Raw genomic sequence first — 19546 nt, forward strand, 5'->3', positions numbered from 1 at the left:
AACCCCAGCGGCTGCTATGCCTAACTGTATGCAGGAACCATACAGGCTAAGTAGAATTTCTGAAGCTTCTGGAGCGAGACAGACCGGGTTATACTGCAACTTGGGCCAGACGACCATGCAGAGAAGGACCAAAGCATAAGTAACGGAATGGTCACAAAGGGTGATCTGGCGATAGTGGATAGTAACACAAGAGCAATAACTTGGATGCTATTCTTGTTTCTATCATAATTGGCTATTCTTTTACTATTAAATGTACGTTTGTCCTCTATCATTCCACCACAGACGGTATTGTTGTCATTAACCCTTATTATTGGCAGCTTACAAAGGAGAATCTTTTTCAACATTATGCCGATATTGCTGAAGCGATTGATCTGCCCATTCTGCTCTACAATTTCCCTGGATTAACAGGACAAGATTTATCACCAGAATTTGTACTTAAGCTTGTGAAATCGCATCCAAATATTGTGGGCATTAAAGAAACGGTTGAATCAGTGGGACATACCAGGGAAATGATCTTAACGGTGAAGTCCTTTAAAGAAGATTTTGCGGTTCTCTCTGGATACGATGATCACTTATTAAATACATTATCTATTGGCGGGGACGGTGCCATCCCGCTAACGGCCAATTTTATTCCTGAGCTTACTGTTGGCCTCTATCAATCTTTTAAGGAAGGAAACTACGGGAAAGCCATTGAATTACACAAAAAGTTAGCGCCATTTCCCCTTTTATATAAACTCGATTCTCCTTTTGTGAATGTAGCTAAAGAAGCCATACGGATGCGTGGAATCGAGATCTCTACCGATGTATTGGCACCTTCACGTCCTTTAAGTGCTGAAAAGAAGGAAAAAATACAGCGATGTATGGATACAGTATTGAATCAAGCCATACCTTTGTCAAACTAAACCATTGTAATTGTCGTAGTTTAATTTGGCAAGGATAGCAATTAATGGACGAGTCAAACAAATGCTTGTTTCCGCCTGCCAAAATCTTTTTTTTACTACCGTTAGGAATGTTCAAATCAACCTGAATTTAGTCAGCTGTCCTTTTTTTAAAGGGGGCTCTGGCTTTTTTAATATACTCTAAAATTAACACAAGCAACATGGTTCCCCTTTTTCAATATAAGTTGTAGTATACAGAGAAAGAATATTTCCGACTAGTTTTATTGGATTAAGGGGTGATTTGATGGGATTAGCTTCTTCTAATACGTCACAAAATAAAGAAAGAAAGCCGACTGGTGAAGGGAATAGCACGGGGTCGGTTCAGGCTTACTGGGTTGTGTTTGCAGGCTTGTTAACAGTTATATTGAGCTATGCAAGCATCCAGGCTGGAGGTTTAAAGCAAGGAATGCTCTTGTGGCTCGGCCTTTTGCTTGGATTTACACTCTTTCACGCAAGGTTTGGTTTTACATCTGCCTTTAGACGGTTTATGGCAGTAGGGAACGGCGAAGCCATTCGTGCGCATATGCTGATGCTGGCAGTTGCCAGTACGTTGTTTGCGATTATATTTGCGGCTGACGTTACCTTATTTGGCGGAAGTCCGGTTGGAAACGTCTCTCCAGTCGGGGTAAGCTTAATTGTGGGTGCTTTTCTTTTCGGCATCGGAATGCAGCTTGGCAACGGTTGTGCATCTGGCACATTGTATGCTGTAGGCGGTGGCCGTTCTGAAATGTTTCTCACATTAATTGCATTTATTGTCGGCTCTGTTTTTGGAGCATGGCACTTCGATTTTTGGATGAATCTCCCTGCATTTAAGCCTTTTTCCCTGGCGACAAGCACAGGTCTTGGCTGGTTTGGAGGCTGGGTGATTCAAATGATTATCCTGGGGGGTATCACTTGGATGACATTTAAAGTTGAAAAGAAACGCCGTCCCCCAAAAATGGCTCCTATTCCAGGTGCAAAAGGCTGGACCCGTGTCATCCGCGGCTCATGGCCAATATTAACTGCGGCTGTCGTCCTGGCAGTGCTAAATGCCGCAACTTTACTTGTTAAAGGAAGTCCGTGGGGTATTACTTCCGCTTTTGCCCTATGGGGATCCAAAGCCGCACAGGCAATGGGAGTCGACGTTACCCAATGGGGTTACTGGGCCGGTGAAAAAGCAGCACCTCTTAATCAATCTGTTTTCATGGATGGAACCAGTGTTATGGACTTTGGCCTTATGGTTGGGGCACTGGCTGCTTCTACGCTTGGAGGTGTATTCCTTCTAAAGAAAGTGCCTCTTCGTACAGCCGCCGCGGCGATCATCGGCGGACTGCTCATGGGGTATGGAGCACGCCTTGCTTTTGGATGTAATATTGGAGCGTATTTCAGTGGGATCGCATCCTTTAGCCTGCATGGCTATGTATGGGCGGTTATGGCGATGCTTGGAACCTTTTTTGCTTTGTATATCCGTCCGTTATTCGGATTATCCGTCCCGAAATCAACAGATAAATTCTGTTCTTAATAAGAAAAACGAAGCCGCAAGTTAGCGGCTTCGTTTTATTTTTTTTGGTGGCTGGTGTTTTCAAGGAACAAGTACAATCCTTTACTTAACTTTTACGATTACACCCTTTTCGCTTAATGTTTGAAAACTATAATGTGGCTGTCAACTAGATTCATAGGGGGGATTTGTTCATGTGGAAACAGCCATTTACCAAATTAAGATGGACTATTATAGCTGCATCCATGTCATTATCTGTACTTTCCATACCTTGGGCAGTAGACGCCGTAAATGCATTCGCTGATGATAAAGCGCATAAGCAAAAGAATGTGAATGTTCAATTGCTTGGTATTAATGATTTTCATGGACAGCTTGATACGTATGATAAAAAACTCAACGCCGGGGGTGCGGAATATCTTGCAGCCTATCTTAAGAAAAGGGAAGCTGCAAATCCAAAAAACACGCTTATGGTTCATGCTGGCGATGAGGTTGGTGCCAGTTCTCCAGTGTCGGCTTTGCTTGAGGACGAACCGACTATTGAGTTTCTAAATCAAACGGGCTTTGATGTAGGAACTGTTGGGAACCATGAGTTTGATGAGGGAGTAGGCGAGATGCTCCGTCTTATAAACGGAGGCAGCAACCCTAAAACGGTGGACAAATATGGCAAGTTTGAAGGTGCAAACTTTCCGTATTTAGCAGCCAATGTTATTGATAAGAAAACAAATAAGCCATTGCTCCCCCCATACGTCATTAAAAAAGTAGGTGGAGTTCCTATTGGCTTTATTGGTATTGCGTTGTCCGATACACCTAGCGTCGTCATGCCAGGCGGAACAGATGGCGTCAGATTTACTGATGAGACGAAAGCGATCAATAAATATGCAGGAAAATTAAAGGCTAAAGGAATTAAATCCATTGTCGTATTAGCACATAATCCGGCTACATCTAATGAGGATGGTTCAAAGGCTTCTGGAGAATTAGTAGACATTGCAAAAGGAGCAGATGATGAAGTAGACGTGCTTTTTGGCGGCCATAATCATGCGTTAACCAATACCACGGTTGACCATAAATTACTTGTGGAGTCTTACTCCTACGGAACTGCGTTTTCTGATGTTCATCTGGTGATTAACCCCGTAACCAAAGATATTTTTAAGAAGAAAGCAGAAATTGTGATTACCCATCGTGACAAAATCAAACCGGATGCAAAAACCAAAAAGATGGTGGATAACTATACGGCAGATGTCGATCCAATTCTAAGTCAAAAGATTGGAAAGGCCTCTTCTCCAATCAGTAAACAACAAAATGCGAACGGAGAATCTCCATTAGGAAACATGATTGCAGATGCCATGAGAGCCCAAACGCATACAGAATTTGCATTTATGAATCCAGGTGGAATACGGGCGGACATTGATGCGGGCGAAATTTTGTGGAAGGAAATATTTACAGCCCAGCCATTTGGCAACGATCTTGTAAAAATGGAGTTAACAGGGGATCAAGTGAAACAGTTGTTGAATCAGCAATGGGCGGATCCGGAAAAAACAAATATCCTTCAGATCTCGGGTCTAAACGTAAAGTATGTTGATTCTCGTCGAGAAGGTGACCGCATCGTTGAAGCCACCCTTCCTGATGGTACTGCGATTGTTCCATCGAAAACTTATACTGCAACCGTCAACAGCTTTATGGCAAGCGGCGGGGATGGATTTACCGCTTTAAAGGATGGAAAAAACAAAATGGTTGATATTCCCGACCTGGATGCGTTGATCAACTATATCAAATCTAAAGGGGAAGTTTACCCTGCAATTGAGGGCCGCATTACAAAATTAAGTAAATAGGAACGACTTAAAGGAGTGCTGCATGTACTCCTTTTTTAGGCTAAATGAAATTCTTATATACAATGCTGTGTGACCCGATTGTGACCATTGTAACTTTTTTCATATGCGTAACCATGCAAAGCGAAACATAAATAAAAACCCTTGATGACCAAGGGTTTTGAATGGATTATGTATGGTGGAGACTAGCGGGATCGAACCGCTGACCTTTTGGCTGCCAGCCAAACGCTCTCCCAGCTGAGCTAAGCCCCCACGATGGTTGTTGCTGACAAGAAAAATTATATAACAGAAGCAGAAAGAAAAGCAAGTCTCTTTATTAAAAATTCTTTCAATGAGGGATGAGCCTTAACAGGGCTCATCTTTTCAAGTTCCATAAATTTACCAAATTATTGGCATACTTTCTCAAAAAGATGGAAAGCTAACATGGTAAATCAAGGAATAAAGGAGGACATACGTATGCAACAGCAGCAATCGAATCAGGGACAGAACCAGCAGCCAATGTATCAACAGCCGCCGAATGTGATCACAGGGAAAGACTTTAACTACTTAACCGACATGCTTTCATGGAATTTGCTTGGATTTAAGAAGGCGCATTTTGCAGCGAGCCAGTGTCAGGACCAGAAGGTGAGTACGGCGCTTGAGAAGGCGTGCCACATGCACGAAAAGCATTATCAGCAGATCTTGCAGAAACTTCAATCCGGCGGAAGCCAGAATATGAATCAATAGGGGGAACGGAAGATGAATAACAATCAGAACAAAATTCAAAATCCAGAGTCTCAGGTGCCGAAAACGCCTCAGATGAATGACCGGGATTTCCTGAATGACATTCTTTCCTATGAAAAGTACATGACCGCTTCGTATTCAACAGCCATGAATGAAGCGAGCCATGACGCGCTCTATCAGGAGATTCATTCGATTTTTGATGAGACGAAGAACATGCAGCGTGAACTCTATGAGCTTATGTTCCAAAAAGGCTGGTATGCGCTGACGCCGGAACAGCCGCAGAAGCTGCAGCAGGCTGCCCAGCAGTTTACCGGGTACATGTCCCAGTTTCCTCATAACCCACCCAAGCAATAAAGACAAAGTTATTAAAAGCTGTGGAGCTCCTTCCACAGCTTTTTTCCTTTATAAGGATTTATTACCACTCTTTTGTGTATAAAGTTAACTGGTATAGACAACTAGAACTATATGGCAGAAAACCTTCCTGGGCCTATTGCTTTGTTTTCGCCTGAGTCGAAAGGAAACGACAAATTCCTCCAGAAAGAAGTATCGTTCATAAAACTGAAGGAGGATAACATGCAATGAAGAAAAGACTAGCGTTTTTATATGCGATGGCCTGTATGCTCGTCGTTGCTTCGTCCCTAGGAGCGGTTCCAAAGCAGACAGCTGCAGCAAGCCATCCTGATCAAAAAGATTTGATCATCTCCAGCAACATTCCACAGGCGTTAAAGGAGGTTAATGGTGATCAAATCCAGCTTCATGCTCTTCATGTGTATAAAGTGGACGGCCATTTCACGGAGACGGAAGCTTTAAGATGGTGGTCGGCAAATCCGCGGGTTGCCACAGTAGACCCCAAAGGACTTGTAACACTTAAAGGCCACAGCGGCGAAACTCGCATTTTTGTGACGGACGGACGAAAGATCGACCATACACAAATCTCCGTGAAAGACCATAAAGGAATAAAGACAGCTGTAATCCAAAAGCAAAAAGGGAAAAAGTACAATGTGATTCCGGCAGCCATCAAACAGATGAGTATGGAAGAAAAAGTAGGTCAGATGCTGATGCCTGACTTCCGAACGTTTAATGGCAAGAACGTAACAGAGGTCACACCAGAGATTAAAGCCCTCGTGAAGAAATATCATCTAGGCGGCATCATCTTGTTCCGTGAAAATGTTGTAACGACAGAACAGACAACCAAACTTGTGGCCAATTATCAGGAAGCTTCAGAAAAGAACGGATTGCTTATTTCGATTGACCAAGAGGGTGGTATTGTTACCCGCCTTCAAAGCGGAACAGATTTTCCAGGAAACATGGCACTTGGTGCAACAAGATCTCCTGAGTTAGCTGAAAAGGTAGGGAAAGCGATTGGTGAAGAACTAAACGCGCTTGGGATCAACTTTAATCTTGCACCTTCGCTTGATGTAAACAACAATCAGGACAACCCTGTTATTGGAACTCGTTCCTTTGGAGAAGATCCTCAGCTTGTTACAGATTTAGGAACTGCTTACATCAAAGGCTTGCAGTCCACAAACACCGCGGGTGCAGCAAAACATTTCCCGGGCCATGGGGACACAGCAGTTGATTCCCATATCGGCCTTCCGGAAGTACCCTATGACTTGGAGCGCTTGAAAAAAGTAGAGCTGTTTCCTTTCCAAAAAGCGATGGATGCTGGGGTGGACGCAATCATGACTGCTCATGTGACGTTCCCAAAAATCGATCCATCCACTGCTATTTCCAAGAAAGACGGCAGCACGATTGCCATCCCAGCCACACTTTCCCATAAAGTGCTGACAGAACTGATGAGAGAGGACATGGGCTATAAAGGTGTCATTACAACCGACGCGATGAACATGCAGGCGATCTCTGACAACTTTGGACCTGTAGACTCAGCCATCCGAGCGGTAAACGCTGGAACAGATATCGTCCTCATGCCTGTTGGTCTTGAGGCCGTAGCGAATGGCTTATATGATGCGGTCCATAAAGGTGAAATTACACAGGAACGCTTGAACCAGTCTGTTGAACGGCTTCTTACATTGAAAGTGAAACGCAGCATCTTTAAAGCTGAAAAATCTGCAGATGTAAACAAGCTCATTGAAAATGCTCAACAAGTCGTCGGTTCCCCTGCACATAAACAGATCGAAAAGGAAACAGCAGAAAAGTCGATTACACTCGTTAAAAACCACAATGCTCTTCCATTGAGTACGGATGCGGGTGCACCAGTTGTCGTGATCGGCAACACGTATGTAGAAGATTTGGCTGCTCAAGTGAAACGGCTGTATCCAAACAGTGTCATGATTAAAGCCGCTGGCCCATTAACGGATGATCAGCTTCAAACGGTAAAAACAGCAAAAGCTGTCATCGTTGGAACGTACACATCTTCTGTAGCAGGACGAGCCTCTGACAGTGCCCAAATGAAAATGGTGAATCAAGTGAACAGTGAAAGTGACAAACCAGTCATTGCGGTCGGGATTCGAAATCCATATGACATTATGGCGTTTCCTGATGTAGATGCATATCTCGCACAATACAGCTTCCGAACAGCAAGCTTTGCAGCAGTGGCGGATACGATTTTCGGCAAGAATAATCCGTCGGGAAAGCTGCCAGTAACCATCTATAACAGCAACAAAGAAACATTGTATCCATACGGGCACGGACTATCTTATTAAGGGGTGAAATCAGATGAAAAAGTGGTTGAGTGCAGGGATGTTATTTGTTTTGGTGATCACCTTGCTGTCGTCGGCGATGGCAGAGGATGATAATCATCATAAAAATTCACCGCAAAATTTTAAAACGGGTGCAGAAGTGCTGCTTCAAGACCAACAAGACCTTTTAAAAGGGAAGCGTGTCGGGCTCATCACGAACCCAACAGGAGTTGACGGAAAGCTGAACAGTATCGTCGACGCGATGCACAACAACCCGAACTTTGAACTGAAAGCCTTATACGGTCCGGAACATGGAGTTCGGGGAAGCGAGCAGGCAGGGTCGTATGTTGATTTTTACATTGATAAGAAAACACAGCTTCCGGTTTACAGCCTTTACGGGAAAACGAAAAAACCAACCCCTGAAATGCTGAAGGATATTGATGTTCTCGTCTTTGACATCCAGGATGTGGGTACCCGTTTTTACACGTACATTTATACGATGGCGTATGCGATGGAAGCGGCGAAGGAAAACAACATCGAGTTTGTTGTGCTCGACCGTCCGAATCCGCTCGGCGGAGAAGCAGTGGAAGGGCCGGTGCTTGAGCCGAAGTATGCAACGTTTGTCGGCTTATATCCGATTCCTCTCCGCCACGGGATGACGGTCGGTGAACTCGCGATGCTTTTTAACAAGGAGTTCAATATCAATGCGGATCTGAAGGTTGTTAAAATGAAAGGCTGGCACCGCTGGAAGACTTATTACGAAACACCGCTTCAGTGGGCGATGCCTTCGCCTAACATGCCAACTGTGGACACCGCATTCGTCTATCCTGGAGCAGGATTGATTGAAGGAACAAATGTGTCAGAAGGAAGAGGAACGACGAGGCCGTTTGAAACGATCGGAGCCCCGTTCATTGACGGAGATGTGCTCGCACAAAAATTGAACGAACTGAAGCTTCCGGGAGTGATGTTCCGTTCAAATTCCTTCACCCCAACGTTCTCAAAATTTGCAAATGTGCTGTCGAACGGTGTTCAGATTCATGTGACCGATTATGGTTCCTATAATTCTGTGGATACAGGGCTTGCGGTTGTGAAAACGATACATGATCTGTATCCCAACGATTTTCAGTTCAGAGCAGAAAACAGCCAGGGAATTTCATATTTTGATAACCTGATCGGAAACGGCTGGGTACGGGAAGAAATCGAAAAGGGAACATCTTTAAAAGAGATCAAACAGAAGTGGATGCCTGAGCTTGACCAGTTCAAAAAGATCAGAAAGCACTACCTTCTCTATAAATAAGGTGATAAGACCTATTTTCCGAATTAACAAAATAGTTCGACTGGTATAGACAACTAGTTATAAGAATGGTACCCTGTGCATAGAGATAATAAGGATGGTGAGTGGAGATGAAACCATTACTATTAACAGGAGGTACCATTTATACAGAAAATGGTGAGCTGGAAAATGGATATCTCATAATTAAAGACCAGCAAATAGCAGAGGTGGGCAAAGGAGCTGATGCATTAAATCTTGAAGATTATGATGTTCTTGAGCTGCCCGGCAAGTCATCTGTTGTTCCCGGTATGATTGATCTGCACATTCATGGTGCTGCTGGCGCAGATGTGATGGATGGGACAGAGGAGGCCTTAAAAACGATGGCAGTTACCCTTCCACAAGAAGGAACGACGGGCTTTCTTGCAACGACGATGACGCAAGGCGAAAAGGAAATTGAAAGCGCACTGCAAAACGTCAGAGAGTACATGGGGAAAAACAATCCTCCCGGGGAGGCGGAGATCATCGGCCTTCATTTAGAAGGGCCGTTTATTTCCCCGAAGCGGGCAGGAGCCCAGCCTTTGGACCATATTAAAAATCCGGACGTCCAGCTGTTTCAGAAATGGCAGGAGCTTTCTGGCAATGCGATTAAACTCGTAACTTTGGCACCCGAAGAACCGGGTGGATACGAGCTGTCTTCCTATTTAAAAGAAACTGGAGTTGTCGCATCGATCGGCCATTCTGACGCGGTGTATGAGGAGGTTGTGAAGAGCATTGATTCAGGTGTTACGCATGCGACCCATCTGTATAACGGAATGAGGGGCCTTCACCACCGTGAACCCGGAGTGGCAGGAGCGATTCTGCTGCATGATGAGATCACAACAGAAATCATCGTTGACGGCATTCATTCCCGGCCTGAGATGGTGAAGTTCGCCTACCGCAACAAAGGCAGCGAGCGGGTCGTACTCATTACCGATTCCATGCGGGCAAAGTGTATGGGCAATGGTTCATATACACTTGGCGGGCAGGACGTAACGGTCGATGGAAACGAAGCGACGCTGGCAGACGGTACGCTTGCCGGCAGTATCTTAAAGATGAAGGACGCGGCCCGAAACATGAGGGAGTTTACCGGGTGTTCCACGGAGGACATCATTCAGATGACCGCCGTAAACCAGGCGAAAGAGCTTGGGGTTTATGAACGCAAGGGAAGTTTGACAGCAGGCAAGGATGCCGATGTTGTCGTGCTTAACGAGGAAAAAGTTATCTTCACCTTCTGCCGTGGAAAACTTTCTTATCAGCGGAGGGAGGACGTATAACATGAAAATCATTGAAGTTGCGGATTACGAGGAAATGAGCAGGGTTAGTGCCCAAATTATGTTGGAAAAAGTCAAGAGCCAGGAACATGTCACACTGGGACTTGCGACAGGCGGCACACCGCTTGGCACGTACAAGGAGCTCGTTAGGGATCATGAGGAGAACGGAACGCGGTATGACCATGTGCACACGTACAATCTCGATGAATATGTGGGACTTTCGTCAAGCGATCCGGAAAGCTATCATTCCTACATGTGTGAGCACCTTTTTAACCGGGTGAGCATTCCGCTTGATCAAACGAACATTCCAAACGGATCGGCTGAGGAACTCCTTCAAGAATGCTTGCGCTATGACTCACTGATTGAGAGCATCGGTGGCGTCGACCTGCAGCTCCTCGGTATCGGGCAGAACGGGCACATCGGGTTTAATGAACCGGGAACGCCTTTTTCATCAAAAACACATGTGGTGGACTTAACGCCATCGACGCTTGAGGCAAACGCGGAGTATTTTACAGATCTCTCCAAACAGCCGACACGAGCACTCACGATGGGCATCTCCACCATTTTGCAAAGCAAGGAAATCCTTCTTCTCGCCTCGGGAGAAAAGAAACAGGACGCGCTGTTCCATCTGTTGCGCGGAGAAATTACAGAAACCGTACCGGCATCGGCCTTGAACATGCATGGAAATGTAACCATTATTGCAGATTCACAGGCATTAAAACTGGTGAACTCGTTAGGGAAGTGATACAGAAATGATTGATAAATACTCACCACTGCCGATCTATTATCAAATTGAAGAAGCGATCAAAGGACGGATTGAAAAAGGAGAACTTCAAGAAGGGGAGATGATTCCTTCCGAGCGGGAATACGCTGAAACTTACGGAATCAGCCGGATGACTGTCAGACAGGCGATAACCAATCTCGTCAATGATGGTTACCTGACCCGCCGAAAAGGCAAGGGAACCTTTGTCGCCAACAAAAAGATTGAGCAAAAGCTGGTCGGCCTGACGAGCTTCACAGAAGACATGAAGGCAAGAGGGCTCTCGCCATCTATCAAACTATTGGATTTTAAACTGAGTGAAGCCCATGGGAAAACGGCCGTAGGTTTAGGAATTCAAACGGGAGCTGCCGTGTATGAGATCCAGCGGGTCAGGCTCGCGGATCAAATACCGATGGCGCTTGAAACCACGTTCCTGTCGGCTGACTTGGTCAGGGGACTGAACGAAAAGATCGTACAAGGTTCACTCTATCAATACGTAGAGGAGGAGCTTGGACTCAGCATTGATTATGCAACACAGGAGCTTGAAGCCTCTGTCGCCCGCGAAGCTGAAAGCGAGATTCTTGGAATCGCGAAAGGATCGCCGGTTTTATTTATTCGAAGATACACCTACCTGACAGACGGGCGTCCGTTGGAGCTCGTGCAGTCAATTTACCGAGGGGACCGCTATAAATTCATCATCGATATGCAGCGGGGATGATGTAAACGCTTTTTCTGTATTTGAACTCGCATAGAAGTGATGTCTAGCTCCAGCGTCCAAAGCAGAAAACGTGTTTCTTGTTTTCAGCATAGGTCCTCGGAGGACGAATTGAAAAACACAATTCGTCTTTGGTCGCTTCACTCTTACCCCTCAACACAAAAAGCGTGTTGCTGTGTAAGAGTTCCTGCGCTTGTCGGACCTTAACGGGACGCTACGCTTTTCTTAAAAGGGGGATAAGATCATGAAAAAAGAACAATTAATGGCGCAGCAGATAACTGAAAAACTGGGCGGCGCCGAAAACATTCAAAGCTTAACGTACTGTATGACACGGCTTCGCGTAACGCCTAAGGATGAATCCAAAGTGGACAGAGCAGGCATCAAAGACATCGACGGGGTCATGGGTGTTGTAGGGGATGGGACCCTTCAAATCATTGTCGGACCTGGAACAGTCAACCGGGTAGCCGATGAGATGTCCAGAAATACGGGACTTCAAGTTTCAGCACTGGATGAAGATGGAGAAGATGATCTCGCCAAGACTACGAAAGATGAAATCAACCGGAAAAACGCTACACCGTTTAAGCTGTTTCTTCGTAAAATCGCCAGCATCTTTATTCCGTTAATCCCGGCGATTGTCGGTTCCGGATTGATTGCCGGTATTACTAACGTTTTGGTCCGAAGCGGTGTTCCAAAAGAAGTACCAATTATGCAGATGCTCGATATGATCGGATGGGGGCTTTTTGGTTACCTTGCAATCTTCGTCGGAATCAACACCGCAAAAGAATTTGGCGGAACACCGGCACTTGGCGGCGCGGCCGGAATCATGCTCATCAACCCGGCGCTTGCCAACATCACATTGTTTGGCGAAAAGCTATTGCCAGGCCGAGGCGGTCTGATCGGTGTCATGCTTGCTGCTGTCTTTATTGCCTGGAGCGAAAAACGAATCCGCCGTTTGGTACCAGCTGCAGTTGATATTATTGTAACTCCTACATTAGCTTTGCTGGCTACCGGAATCGCAACACTGTTTGTTCTACAGCCTGTCGGTGGCTTCATCTCTGACTTGATCACAAAAGGATTATTAAACCTTCTTGATATTGGCGGTATCTTTGCCGGAATCGTCCTTGCAGGTACCTTCCTTCCGCTTGTTGTTACCGGTTTGCATCAAGGTTTGACACCTGTTCATATGGAATTATTGAACTCGATTAAAGTGGATCCTTTGCTTCCGATTCTGGCGATGGGTGGAGCAGGCCAAGTCGGTGCAGCCTTTGCTATCTATTTCAAAACGAAAAATGCCAAGCTGAAACGTGTCATCAAGGGCGGCCTGCCAGTTGGTATCCTCGGAATCGGAGAGCCTCTGATCTTCGGTGTAACCCTTCCGCTAGGACGTCCGTTCCTTACAGCGTGTCTGGGTGCAGCTGTTGGTGGTGCGTTCCAGGCCTTCTTTAAAATTGGCACGATCGCGATTGGTGTTTCCGGACTTCCGTTGGCGTTCCTGATTAAAAATACGAACCAGATCATTCTTTATATCGTCGGACTTTTGCTAGCGTATATTTTCGGATTTATCTTCACATGGCTGTTTGGCTACAAAGAGTCAATGGCCAAAAATATCTAAAGCAATAAATAGCAGGGAGTGGCAGGCATGTTAGGGATTTCAGTCTATCTCGGGAATGATCCTGACCAGAACACACAATGGATAAAAAAAGCCGGCTCCTGCGGTTTTCGCAAGATCTTCACCTCGCTTCATATTCCTGAGGAAGACGCCTCTCTTTTGCGGGAGAGGCTGATTCTTCTCGGAAAAGCGGCAGGAAAGGCCGGTATGGCCATCATGGCAGATGCAGGTCCGCAATCGCTGAAGAGCATCGGCATCAGAATGGATTCGATCGGGCACCTGCGTGAATGGAACATTGATGGCATCCGTGCTGATTACGGTTTTTCTGATAAAGAGATCATCACCTTGTCACAGGAAATGAAAGTAGGAATCAACGCGAGTACCCTTGATGAAGAAACGGTGAACAACTGGAAAGATAACGGATTGCTGACTGAAAATGTGGAAGCGTGGCATAATTTCTATCCTCGCCAAAACACAGGCATCCCCTCCTCATTCTTGCGGGAGAAAAATTTCTTTTTAAAATCGCTCGGATTCCAAACGGCGGCTTTTGTACCCGGTGACAAGACCCTCAGAGGACCTGTTTTTGAAGGGCTTCCGACTCTTGAAAAGCACCGGAAAGCCAATCCTTTTCACGCCGCTGTCGAGCTGGACAGCCTTCAGACCGATCACATTTTAATCGGTGATGTGGAAGCCAGTGACGAGACGCTGGAGCGACTTTCAGCATGGAAGGACGGCATTTTAACGTTGAGAGTAGATTGGATGGAGGGAGAGTCTGTATCGGGGGTTCATACGAATCGTCAGGATGCCGCACGGGATGTGATCCGTTCCGTGGAATCCCGGTCGTATGCGATGAACAATGGTGAAAAAGCAGCGCCTCAGAATCCGCCGTTGCCCCGTCCGTTAGGAAGTATCACGATCGATAATGAAAAATACGGGAGATATGCGGGGGAACTTCAAATTACGAAGACCGATTTGCCGGCTGATGAACGAGTGAACGTGTTCGGCCAAGTTCGTGAAGAAGATCTGATGCTGCTTCCCTATATTGGTCCGGGACAAAAATTTTTAGTGCTGTGAAAGGAAATTTCATGAAAATTAATCACCTAACAACTGAGAAAAGAAATCCAAATACTTTGGACATCGATGAATGTTCGAGCCTTGAAGTCGTACGAAAAATCAATAACGAGGATCAAACGGTCCCGGCAGCGATTGAAAAGGTGCTGCCTGAGATCGCGTCTGTCGTAGACCAGGTCGTTGCAGCGTTCCGCAATGGAGGACGGCTCATCTATACAGGAGCGGGAACAAGCGGAAGGCTGGGAATTCTTGATGCTTCGGAATGTCCTCCAACTTATGGAACACCGTCTGAGATGGTCATCGGCATTATTGCAGGAGGCGGCCAAGCCATCCATACGGCCGTTGAAGGAGCTGAGGATGACAAAGAAGCTGGTATGAATGATCTGAAAAACCTTGACCTAACAAAGGACGATGTCGTCGTTGCCATCGCTGCCAGCGGAAGGACGCCTTATGCGATCGGTGCTCTGGAGTATGCGAATGAGATCGGGGCGGTGAGTGCTGCTTTAGTCTGCTCATCTGATTCCGAAATGAGCAAGGTGGCACAACACACGATCGCTGCGGTCGTCGGTCCGGAAGTGGTGACTGGATCTACCCGCATGAAAGCGGGAACCGCGCAAAAACTGGTTCTGAACATGATCAGCACAGCATCAATGATCGGAATCGGCAAAGTGTACAGTAATTTGATGGTAGATGTACAGCCGTCCAATAAAAAACTCGTCCAGCGTGCGAAGAATATCGTGGTCGAAGCGACGGGCTGTTCACCTGAAGAGGCGGAACAGGCGCTTTCTGATCATGATGGTTATGCGAAAGGAGCGATTCTGCAGCTGTTAACTGAGCTTTCTCCAAGTGAAACGAAAACACTTTTGGAAAAGAAAAACGGCATGCTGAAACAGGCGCTCAAGGAATTTAAGGGATAAATTCTCATTATCTAAACTAAAAATAGGGGGGACCTACAATGTTAGGTTTTTTACAACGGATCGGCCGCGCGCTCATGCTGCCGATCGCGGTACTGCCGGCAGCGGGGCTTGTATTAAGACTCGGTGCACTATGGCATATTCCGTTCATGGAAAAAGCGGGGAATTCCATTTTTGAAAATCTGGCTATCTTGTTTGCGATTGGTGTGGCGATTGGTTTTTCAAAGGATGGGAATGGAGCAGCAGCTCTTGCAGGTGCTATCGGGTATTTTGTTTTGACGAGCGGGGCAACTGCCATCGATAAGACCATCAATGTTGGAGTGCTGGGAGGTATTGTTTCGGGGATCGTGGCAGGACTTCTTTATAACCGGTTCCATAATATTAAACTTCCAGACTATCTCGGCTTCTTTGCAGGAAAGCGGTTTGTCCCCATAGTCACCGCCGGTGCCATGGTCGTACTAGCAGGGGTGTTTGGGTTTGCCTGGCCGCCTATTCAGGATGGTATTGAAGCGATCGGACACTGGGTTGTTAACGCAGGTGCTTTTGGTGCTGCTGTTTTCGGATTCTTAAACCGTCTTTTGATTCCTCTAGGCCTTCACCACGTCTTAAATAATTTTATCTGGTTCGTGTTCGGCGATTACAAAAATGCCCATGGTGATCTATGGCGTTTCTTCGCAGGAGATCCTTCTGCAGGATTCTATATGGCTGGTTTCTTCCCAATAATGATGTTCGGTTTGCCGGCTGCTTGTCTCGCGATGATCATGGCGGCTAAAAAGGAAAAGCGTAAAGCTGTTGCCGGAATGCTCCTTGGTTTGGCATTTACCTCCTTTTTAACAGGAATTACGGAACCGATTGAGTTTTCATTCATGTTCTTATCCCCGCTTTTATACGTGATTCATGCACTTCTCACGGCAGTTTCCATGGCGGTTGCGGTTCTATTAAACATTCATCATGGTTTTACGTTTTCCGCGGGAGCCATTGATTACTTCTTAAACCTGGATCTTGCAACACGGCCATGGCTTCTGGTCCTGCTCGGACTTGTCTTTGCAGCGGTTTATTATGTCGTGTTCTATGCTTTGATTGTTAAGTTGAACTTGAAGACTCCAGGCCGTGAAGATGAAGATGATGAAAGCATCGTTGAAGATACGAGTGAAGGAGCAGGCGATGACAAGTACGATAGAATTGCGGCGCGTTATCTTGCTGCCTTAGGCGGTGCAGATAATCTTGAGGTTCTGGATAACTGTGTCACAAGGCTGCGATTAAAAGTAATAGATGTTGAGAAAGTGAATGAGCCTGATTTGAAGAAGGCGGGAGCAAGAGCAGTACTCAAATTGAGCTCCACCGATGTCCAGGTGGTCGTCGGAACGGATGTTGAAGCAGTGGCAGAAGCCATGAGAAAGATCATTTCCAAAGAAGAACGAGTTTCATAGGGTAAGAAAAGGGCTCTCAGCTGTGCTGAGGGTTCTTTTTTGTGGTGGAAAATATGGAATTAAACCGATCTAAATATTCACACTTCTTCGTCTCTTCAATTTACTTTATCACCGCACTTAAAATGTATCAAAAGAACCAAAAAAAACCGGCCTTCCATAGAAGACCGGTTTTCCTGCTTTTTAATATCCGTACCCGTAGCCGAAGCCACCGAAGCCGCCGAAGCCGCCGTAACCGCCGTAACAGGTGCATCCAACAATAATCAGCAGGATGAATAGGACAACAATTAAACTAAAGTTGTTAAAGATACCACCAGACATTATCTTCACTCCCGGATTATTTTATTTAAGAGGTTGCCCTCCTCCTCCATACATCATATGATACCAAGCAGGCTGAGAAACCGAGGCATGAGCGGATTTTTAGCGGCGACGGATATAAGTTAGCCTTGTTTCGTGTTGCTGAACGATCCGACGAGGGATTCTTTGTTTCGGTAGTTGGTCATCAGGGAGATTCCTACCAAAACCACGAAGCCAGTGACGATGCCGTACATGATCGGATTGGTGGAAGAGAGCCCTTCAATGAGCAATCCGCCGATGACAACGACCGTGCTGGCAAGAATAGAATAAAAACCGGCGTTGGCCGTTGATTTCTTCCAGAAGAACATGAGCAGCACAGGTACGAAAATCGCGCCGGAAAGAATAGCATAGGCAACATCAAGAGCGACGAGAACGTCCTGAATCCATACTGCAAACGTAATGGCGAGCAGGCCGACAGCAAGTGTCGTCACACGAGAGAGCACCAAAAACTTCTTGTCGCTGATATCTTTAATAAAATATTGGCGCAGAATATCGTTAGTGATCAGGGTGGACGAAGCGAGCAAGGTGCCGGAAGCCGTTGACATGAGCGCTGAGATCACGCTCGCGAGCACAAGTCCGAGGATGCCCGTTGGCAAGATCTTTAAAGCCAGCATGGCAAAGGTATTCTGAGTGTTGTCGATGTTTGGCAGGATGATAAACGCACACATCCCGATGATGCTGCCTGCCAAAGCATAGGCGATGGAATAGAGGCCGGCATACATAGAACCTTTTTTCGCGATGGACGGGTTTTTGGCTGTGAATACACGCTGCCAGATGTCTTGTGAAACAACCATGCCAAGCGTATACAGTAAAAAGTACTGAAAGATCTGCTGATAGCCGATCGATGTCAGGCTGAGATGAGATTCCGGCAATTTTGTTAGCAGATTGCCAATTCCATCTGCCTTCACAATACTCATTGGAAGCATGATGGCAAAGATTCCGATGGTCATGACGACGAATTGGATGATGTCTGTTACGGTAACGCTCCACATTCCTCCAAGGATGGTGTAGAACAGAACGATTCCGCCGCCGACAAACATGGAGGTTGTCAAATTCCAGCCGAGAAGCACATTGATGATTGTGCCCATCCCGATGACCTGGGTAACCGCGACCATGAGTGTGTAAATGGAGGCGACGATAGCAGTGATGAGCCTTGCTTCGGATTTGTATTTTTTTCCGAGCAGTTCACTGATCGTTGTTACTTTATACTTGGAGATGCGTTTAATAAAAAATGTTCCTAAAAGAATGATGCCAAGGCCGATCATCGTAACGAACCAGATGCCTGAAATTCCGAATTCATAGCCCAGCTTGGCGGTACCAATGGTCGACGCTCCACCCAAAATAACAGCAGACAAACAGCCAAGATACATGAAAAGCCCGAGGTTGCGGCCGGCGAGAGCGAATTCCTCTGTCGTTTTAGCCTTCGTTGAACCGATGATACCTACCGCAATTAACACTGCAAAATAAAGAAAAATGATAACTGTGTCCAAGATCCCCATTTTAATGCCCTCCTTTATTCATTTTTGAATAGTTACTGCTGTGCTGCTTGTTCCACTCTTGATGTCAGTCTTGCTTTTTTCAGAGCAATCAATGTAATCATTTCAAACATCACAGTACTTGCGAGCATGGCTGTGATTTCTCCGCTGTCATAGGCAGGAAGTACTTCAACAAGATCAAAGCCGACCAGATTTAGCCCATCAAGATTGCGGACGAGGTCAAGCGCTTCATGGCTCGTCGGACCGGCAGCTTCAGGTGTTCCTGTTCCCGGTGCGTAAGCAGGATCAACGAAATCAATATCAAAGGATACAAAAACAGGCTTGTCCCCTGTGCGCTCATGGATTTTCCGGATTACCTCATCGTAGCCGAGCTTGCGGACGTCTCTCATAGTTAACACTTCAAATCCGAGATCGCGTGCATCCTGAATATCTTCCTGTCCGTAAAGAGGACCTCTCATGCCGACCTGGATGGAATGCTCGACATCGATCAACCCTTCTTCCACAGCTCTCCGGAATGGCGTGCCATGGGTGTACTTTTCGCCAAAATAGTGATCCCATGTATCACTGTGAGAGTCAAAGTGCACAAGTGCCACTGGTCCGTACTGTTTAGCAAATGCTCTCAGGTTGCCGAGCGAGATGGAGTGGTCGCCTCCCATGATGACAGGAGTGACCCCTGAAGCAAGCAGAGGCTGCAAAAAGTTCTCCATGTTGCTGTACGTTTGATGGATGTTGCCGGGCACTACGTCGATGTCCCCATAATCCACACCGCCGCAATGATCAAAAATGTTAATGTCCTGATCAGGGTTGTACGGGCGGAGCAGGGTGGAAAAGTTGCGGATATGCTGCGGGCCATTCCGCTGGCCTGTACGGTTGGAAGCACCCGTATCGAATGGCACACCAATCACCGCGAAATCGACATCTTCGGTTGTCTGAACATGTTCCAGCCGCATAAATGTCTTCACACCGCAAAAGCGGGGAGAGGCTGAAGAATCTTTTGGTTTATACATGGAT

17 protein-coding genes and 1 tRNA gene are annotated in these 19546 nt (G+C 46.3%); 14 read left to right on the plus strand and 4 right to left on the minus strand.

Features of this window, described 5'->3' with window-relative positions; genetic code table 11:
* Window positions 1-200 precede the first annotated feature (200 nt).
* The 3 genes from OKX00_RS06850 to OKX00_RS06860 all read left to right on the plus strand — a co-directional run bounded on the left by OKX00_RS06850 (window position 201) and on the right by OKX00_RS06860 (window position 4244).
* A complete protein-coding gene (locus OKX00_RS06850; protein ID WP_265409903.1) occupies window positions 201-902 on the plus strand; it encodes a dihydrodipicolinate synthase family protein in 702 nt (233 codons plus the stop codon).
* Window positions 903-1182: 280 nt separating this feature from the next.
* Complete coding sequence (locus OKX00_RS06855; RefSeq protein ID WP_265409904.1) at window positions 1183-2439, plus strand: YeeE/YedE family protein; 1257 nt, start codon at window positions 1183-1185, stop codon at window positions 2437-2439.
* A 170-nt stretch (window positions 2440-2609) separates the two neighbouring features.
* The gene (locus tag OKX00_RS06860) at window positions 2610-4244 is read left to right on the plus strand and encodes a bifunctional metallophosphatase/5'-nucleotidase (RefSeq protein ID WP_265409905.1); all 1635 of its coding nucleotides are present in this window, start codon (window positions 2610-2612) and stop codon (window positions 4242-4244) included.
* A 173-nt stretch (window positions 4245-4417) separates the two neighbouring features.
* Here the strand turns inward: OKX00_RS06860 and OKX00_RS06865 are convergent.
* Window positions 4418-4493: transfer RNA gene (locus OKX00_RS06865), tRNA-Ala, on the minus strand.
* A gap of 204 nt (window positions 4494-4697) precedes the next feature.
* Between OKX00_RS06865 and OKX00_RS06870 the strand changes: the two genes are divergently transcribed.
* The 11 genes from OKX00_RS06870 to nagE all read left to right on the plus strand — a co-directional run bounded on the left by OKX00_RS06870 (window position 4698) and on the right by nagE (window position 16685).
* Window positions 4698-4967, plus strand: coding sequence for a hypothetical protein (locus tag OKX00_RS06870; protein ID WP_265409906.1), 270 nt, complete (start codon window positions 4698-4700; stop codon window positions 4965-4967).
* A gap of 12 nt (window positions 4968-4979) precedes the next feature.
* A complete protein-coding gene (locus tag OKX00_RS06875; RefSeq protein WP_265409907.1) occupies window positions 4980-5318 on the plus strand; it encodes a spore coat protein in 339 nt (112 codons plus the stop codon).
* Between the two features lie 224 nt (window positions 5319-5542).
* Entirely contained in the window at window positions 5543-7627 is a 2085-nt protein-coding gene (locus OKX00_RS06880) for a glycoside hydrolase family 3 N-terminal domain-containing protein (RefSeq protein ID WP_265409908.1), read from the plus strand.
* A 13-nt stretch (window positions 7628-7640) separates the two neighbouring features.
* A complete protein-coding gene (locus OKX00_RS06885; protein WP_265409909.1) occupies window positions 7641-8900 on the plus strand; it encodes an exo-beta-N-acetylmuramidase NamZ family protein in 1260 nt (419 codons plus the stop codon).
* A 107-nt stretch (window positions 8901-9007) separates the two neighbouring features.
* The gene (nagA, locus tag OKX00_RS06890) at window positions 9008-10189 is read left to right on the plus strand and encodes an N-acetylglucosamine-6-phosphate deacetylase (RefSeq protein ID WP_265409910.1); all 1182 of its coding nucleotides are present in this window, start codon (window positions 9008-9010) and stop codon (window positions 10187-10189) included.
* A gap of 1 nt (window position 10190) precedes the next feature.
* Window positions 10191-10931 carry a glucosamine-6-phosphate deaminase gene (nagB, locus tag OKX00_RS06895; RefSeq protein ID WP_053357458.1) on the plus strand — a complete coding sequence of 247 codons (741 nt, stop codon included), beginning with the start codon at window positions 10191-10193 and terminating at the stop codon, window positions 10929-10931.
* A gap of 7 nt (window positions 10932-10938) precedes the next feature.
* On the plus strand, window positions 10939-11664 hold the full coding sequence (locus OKX00_RS06900; protein WP_265409911.1) for a GntR family transcriptional regulator: 726 nt from the start codon (window positions 10939-10941) through the stop codon (window positions 11662-11664).
* 241 nt (window positions 11665-11905) lie between these two features.
* The gene (locus OKX00_RS06905; RefSeq protein ID WP_265409912.1) at window positions 11906-13273 is read left to right on the plus strand and encodes a PTS transporter subunit EIIC; all 1368 of its coding nucleotides are present in this window, start codon (window positions 11906-11908) and stop codon (window positions 13271-13273) included.
* Window positions 13274-13300: 27 nt separating this feature from the next.
* A complete protein-coding gene (locus OKX00_RS06910) occupies window positions 13301-14344 on the plus strand; it encodes a DUF871 domain-containing protein (RefSeq protein ID WP_265409913.1) in 1044 nt (347 codons plus the stop codon).
* Window positions 14345-14355: 11 nt separating this feature from the next.
* A complete protein-coding gene (gene murQ / locus OKX00_RS06915; protein WP_265409914.1) occupies window positions 14356-15258 on the plus strand; it encodes an N-acetylmuramic acid 6-phosphate etherase in 903 nt (300 codons plus the stop codon).
* Window positions 15259-15296: 38 nt separating this feature from the next.
* The gene (gene nagE, locus OKX00_RS06920) at window positions 15297-16685 is read left to right on the plus strand and encodes an N-acetylglucosamine-specific PTS transporter subunit IIBC (protein WP_053357463.1); all 1389 of its coding nucleotides are present in this window, start codon (window positions 15297-15299) and stop codon (window positions 16683-16685) included.
* A 180-nt stretch (window positions 16686-16865) separates the two neighbouring features.
* Here the strand turns inward: nagE and OKX00_RS06925 are convergent, their stop codons facing one another.
* From OKX00_RS06925 to speB, 3 genes are all read right to left on the minus strand, one after another.
* On the minus strand, window positions 16866-17003 hold the full coding sequence (locus OKX00_RS06925; RefSeq protein ID WP_265409915.1) for a YjcZ family sporulation protein: 138 nt from the start codon (window positions 17001-17003) through the stop codon (window positions 16866-16868).
* A gap of 119 nt (window positions 17004-17122) precedes the next feature.
* Window positions 17123-18538 (minus strand): sodium:solute symporter family protein, encoded by a 1416-nt coding sequence (locus OKX00_RS06930; RefSeq protein WP_062233603.1) that lies wholly within the window; start codon window positions 18536-18538, stop codon window positions 17123-17125.
* A gap of 32 nt (window positions 18539-18570) precedes the next feature.
* Window positions 18571-19542, minus strand: coding sequence for an agmatinase (speB, locus tag OKX00_RS06935; RefSeq protein WP_265409916.1), 972 nt, complete (start codon window positions 19540-19542; stop codon window positions 18571-18573).
* Between the last annotated feature and the right edge of the window lie 4 nt (window positions 19543-19546).

The sequence above is a fragment of the Fictibacillus sp. KU28468 genome, assembly GCF_026153615.1.
GTDB lineage: Bacteria > Bacillota > Bacilli > Bacillales > Fictibacillaceae > Fictibacillus_C > Fictibacillus_C marinisediminis.

What these genes read in the sequence shown, in the direction of transcription:
- murQ (WP_265409914.1), top strand. Translation starts at nt 14,356, where the DNA reads ATGAAAATTAATCACCTAACAACTGAGAAAAGAAATCCAAATACTTTG.
- OKX00_RS06885 (WP_265409909.1), top strand. Translation starts at nt 7,641, where the DNA reads ATGAAAAAGTGGTTGAGTGCAGGGATGTTATTTGTTTTGGTGATCACC.
- OKX00_RS06925 (WP_265409915.1), bottom strand. Translation starts at nt 17,003, where the DNA reads ATGTCTGGTGGTATCTTTAACAACTTTAGTTTAATTGTTGTCCTATTC.
- nagA (WP_265409910.1), top strand. Translation starts at nt 9,008, where the DNA reads ATGAAACCATTACTATTAACAGGAGGTACCATTTATACAGAAAATGGT.
- OKX00_RS06870 (WP_265409906.1), top strand. Translation starts at nt 4,698, where the DNA reads ATGCAACAGCAGCAATCGAATCAGGGACAGAACCAGCAGCCAATGTAT.
- OKX00_RS06910 (WP_265409913.1), top strand. Translation starts at nt 13,301, where the DNA reads ATGTTAGGGATTTCAGTCTATCTCGGGAATGATCCTGACCAGAACACA.
- nagB (WP_053357458.1), top strand. Translation starts at nt 10,191, where the DNA reads ATGAAAATCATTGAAGTTGCGGATTACGAGGAAATGAGCAGGGTTAGT.
- speB (WP_265409916.1), bottom strand. Translation starts at nt 19,542, where the DNA reads ATGTATAAACCAAAAGATTCTTCAGCCTCTCCCCGCTTTTGCGGTGTG.
- OKX00_RS06855 (WP_265409904.1), top strand. Translation starts at nt 1,183, where the DNA reads ATGGGATTAGCTTCTTCTAATACGTCACAAAATAAAGAAAGAAAGCCG.
- OKX00_RS06905 (WP_265409912.1), top strand. Translation starts at nt 11,906, where the DNA reads ATGAAAAAAGAACAATTAATGGCGCAGCAGATAACTGAAAAACTGGGC.
- OKX00_RS06875 (WP_265409907.1), top strand. Translation starts at nt 4,980, where the DNA reads ATGAATAACAATCAGAACAAAATTCAAAATCCAGAGTCTCAGGTGCCG.
- nagE (WP_053357463.1), top strand. Translation starts at nt 15,297, where the DNA reads ATGTTAGGTTTTTTACAACGGATCGGCCGCGCGCTCATGCTGCCGATC.
- OKX00_RS06880 (WP_265409908.1), top strand. Translation starts at nt 5,543, where the DNA reads ATGAAGAAAAGACTAGCGTTTTTATATGCGATGGCCTGTATGCTCGTC.
- OKX00_RS06860 (WP_265409905.1), top strand. Translation starts at nt 2,610, where the DNA reads ATGTGGAAACAGCCATTTACCAAATTAAGATGGACTATTATAGCTGCA.
- OKX00_RS06930 (WP_062233603.1), bottom strand. Translation starts at nt 18,538, where the DNA reads ATGGGGATCTTGGACACAGTTATCATTTTTCTTTATTTTGCAGTGTTA.
- OKX00_RS06900 (WP_265409911.1), top strand. Translation starts at nt 10,939, where the DNA reads ATGATTGATAAATACTCACCACTGCCGATCTATTATCAAATTGAAGAA.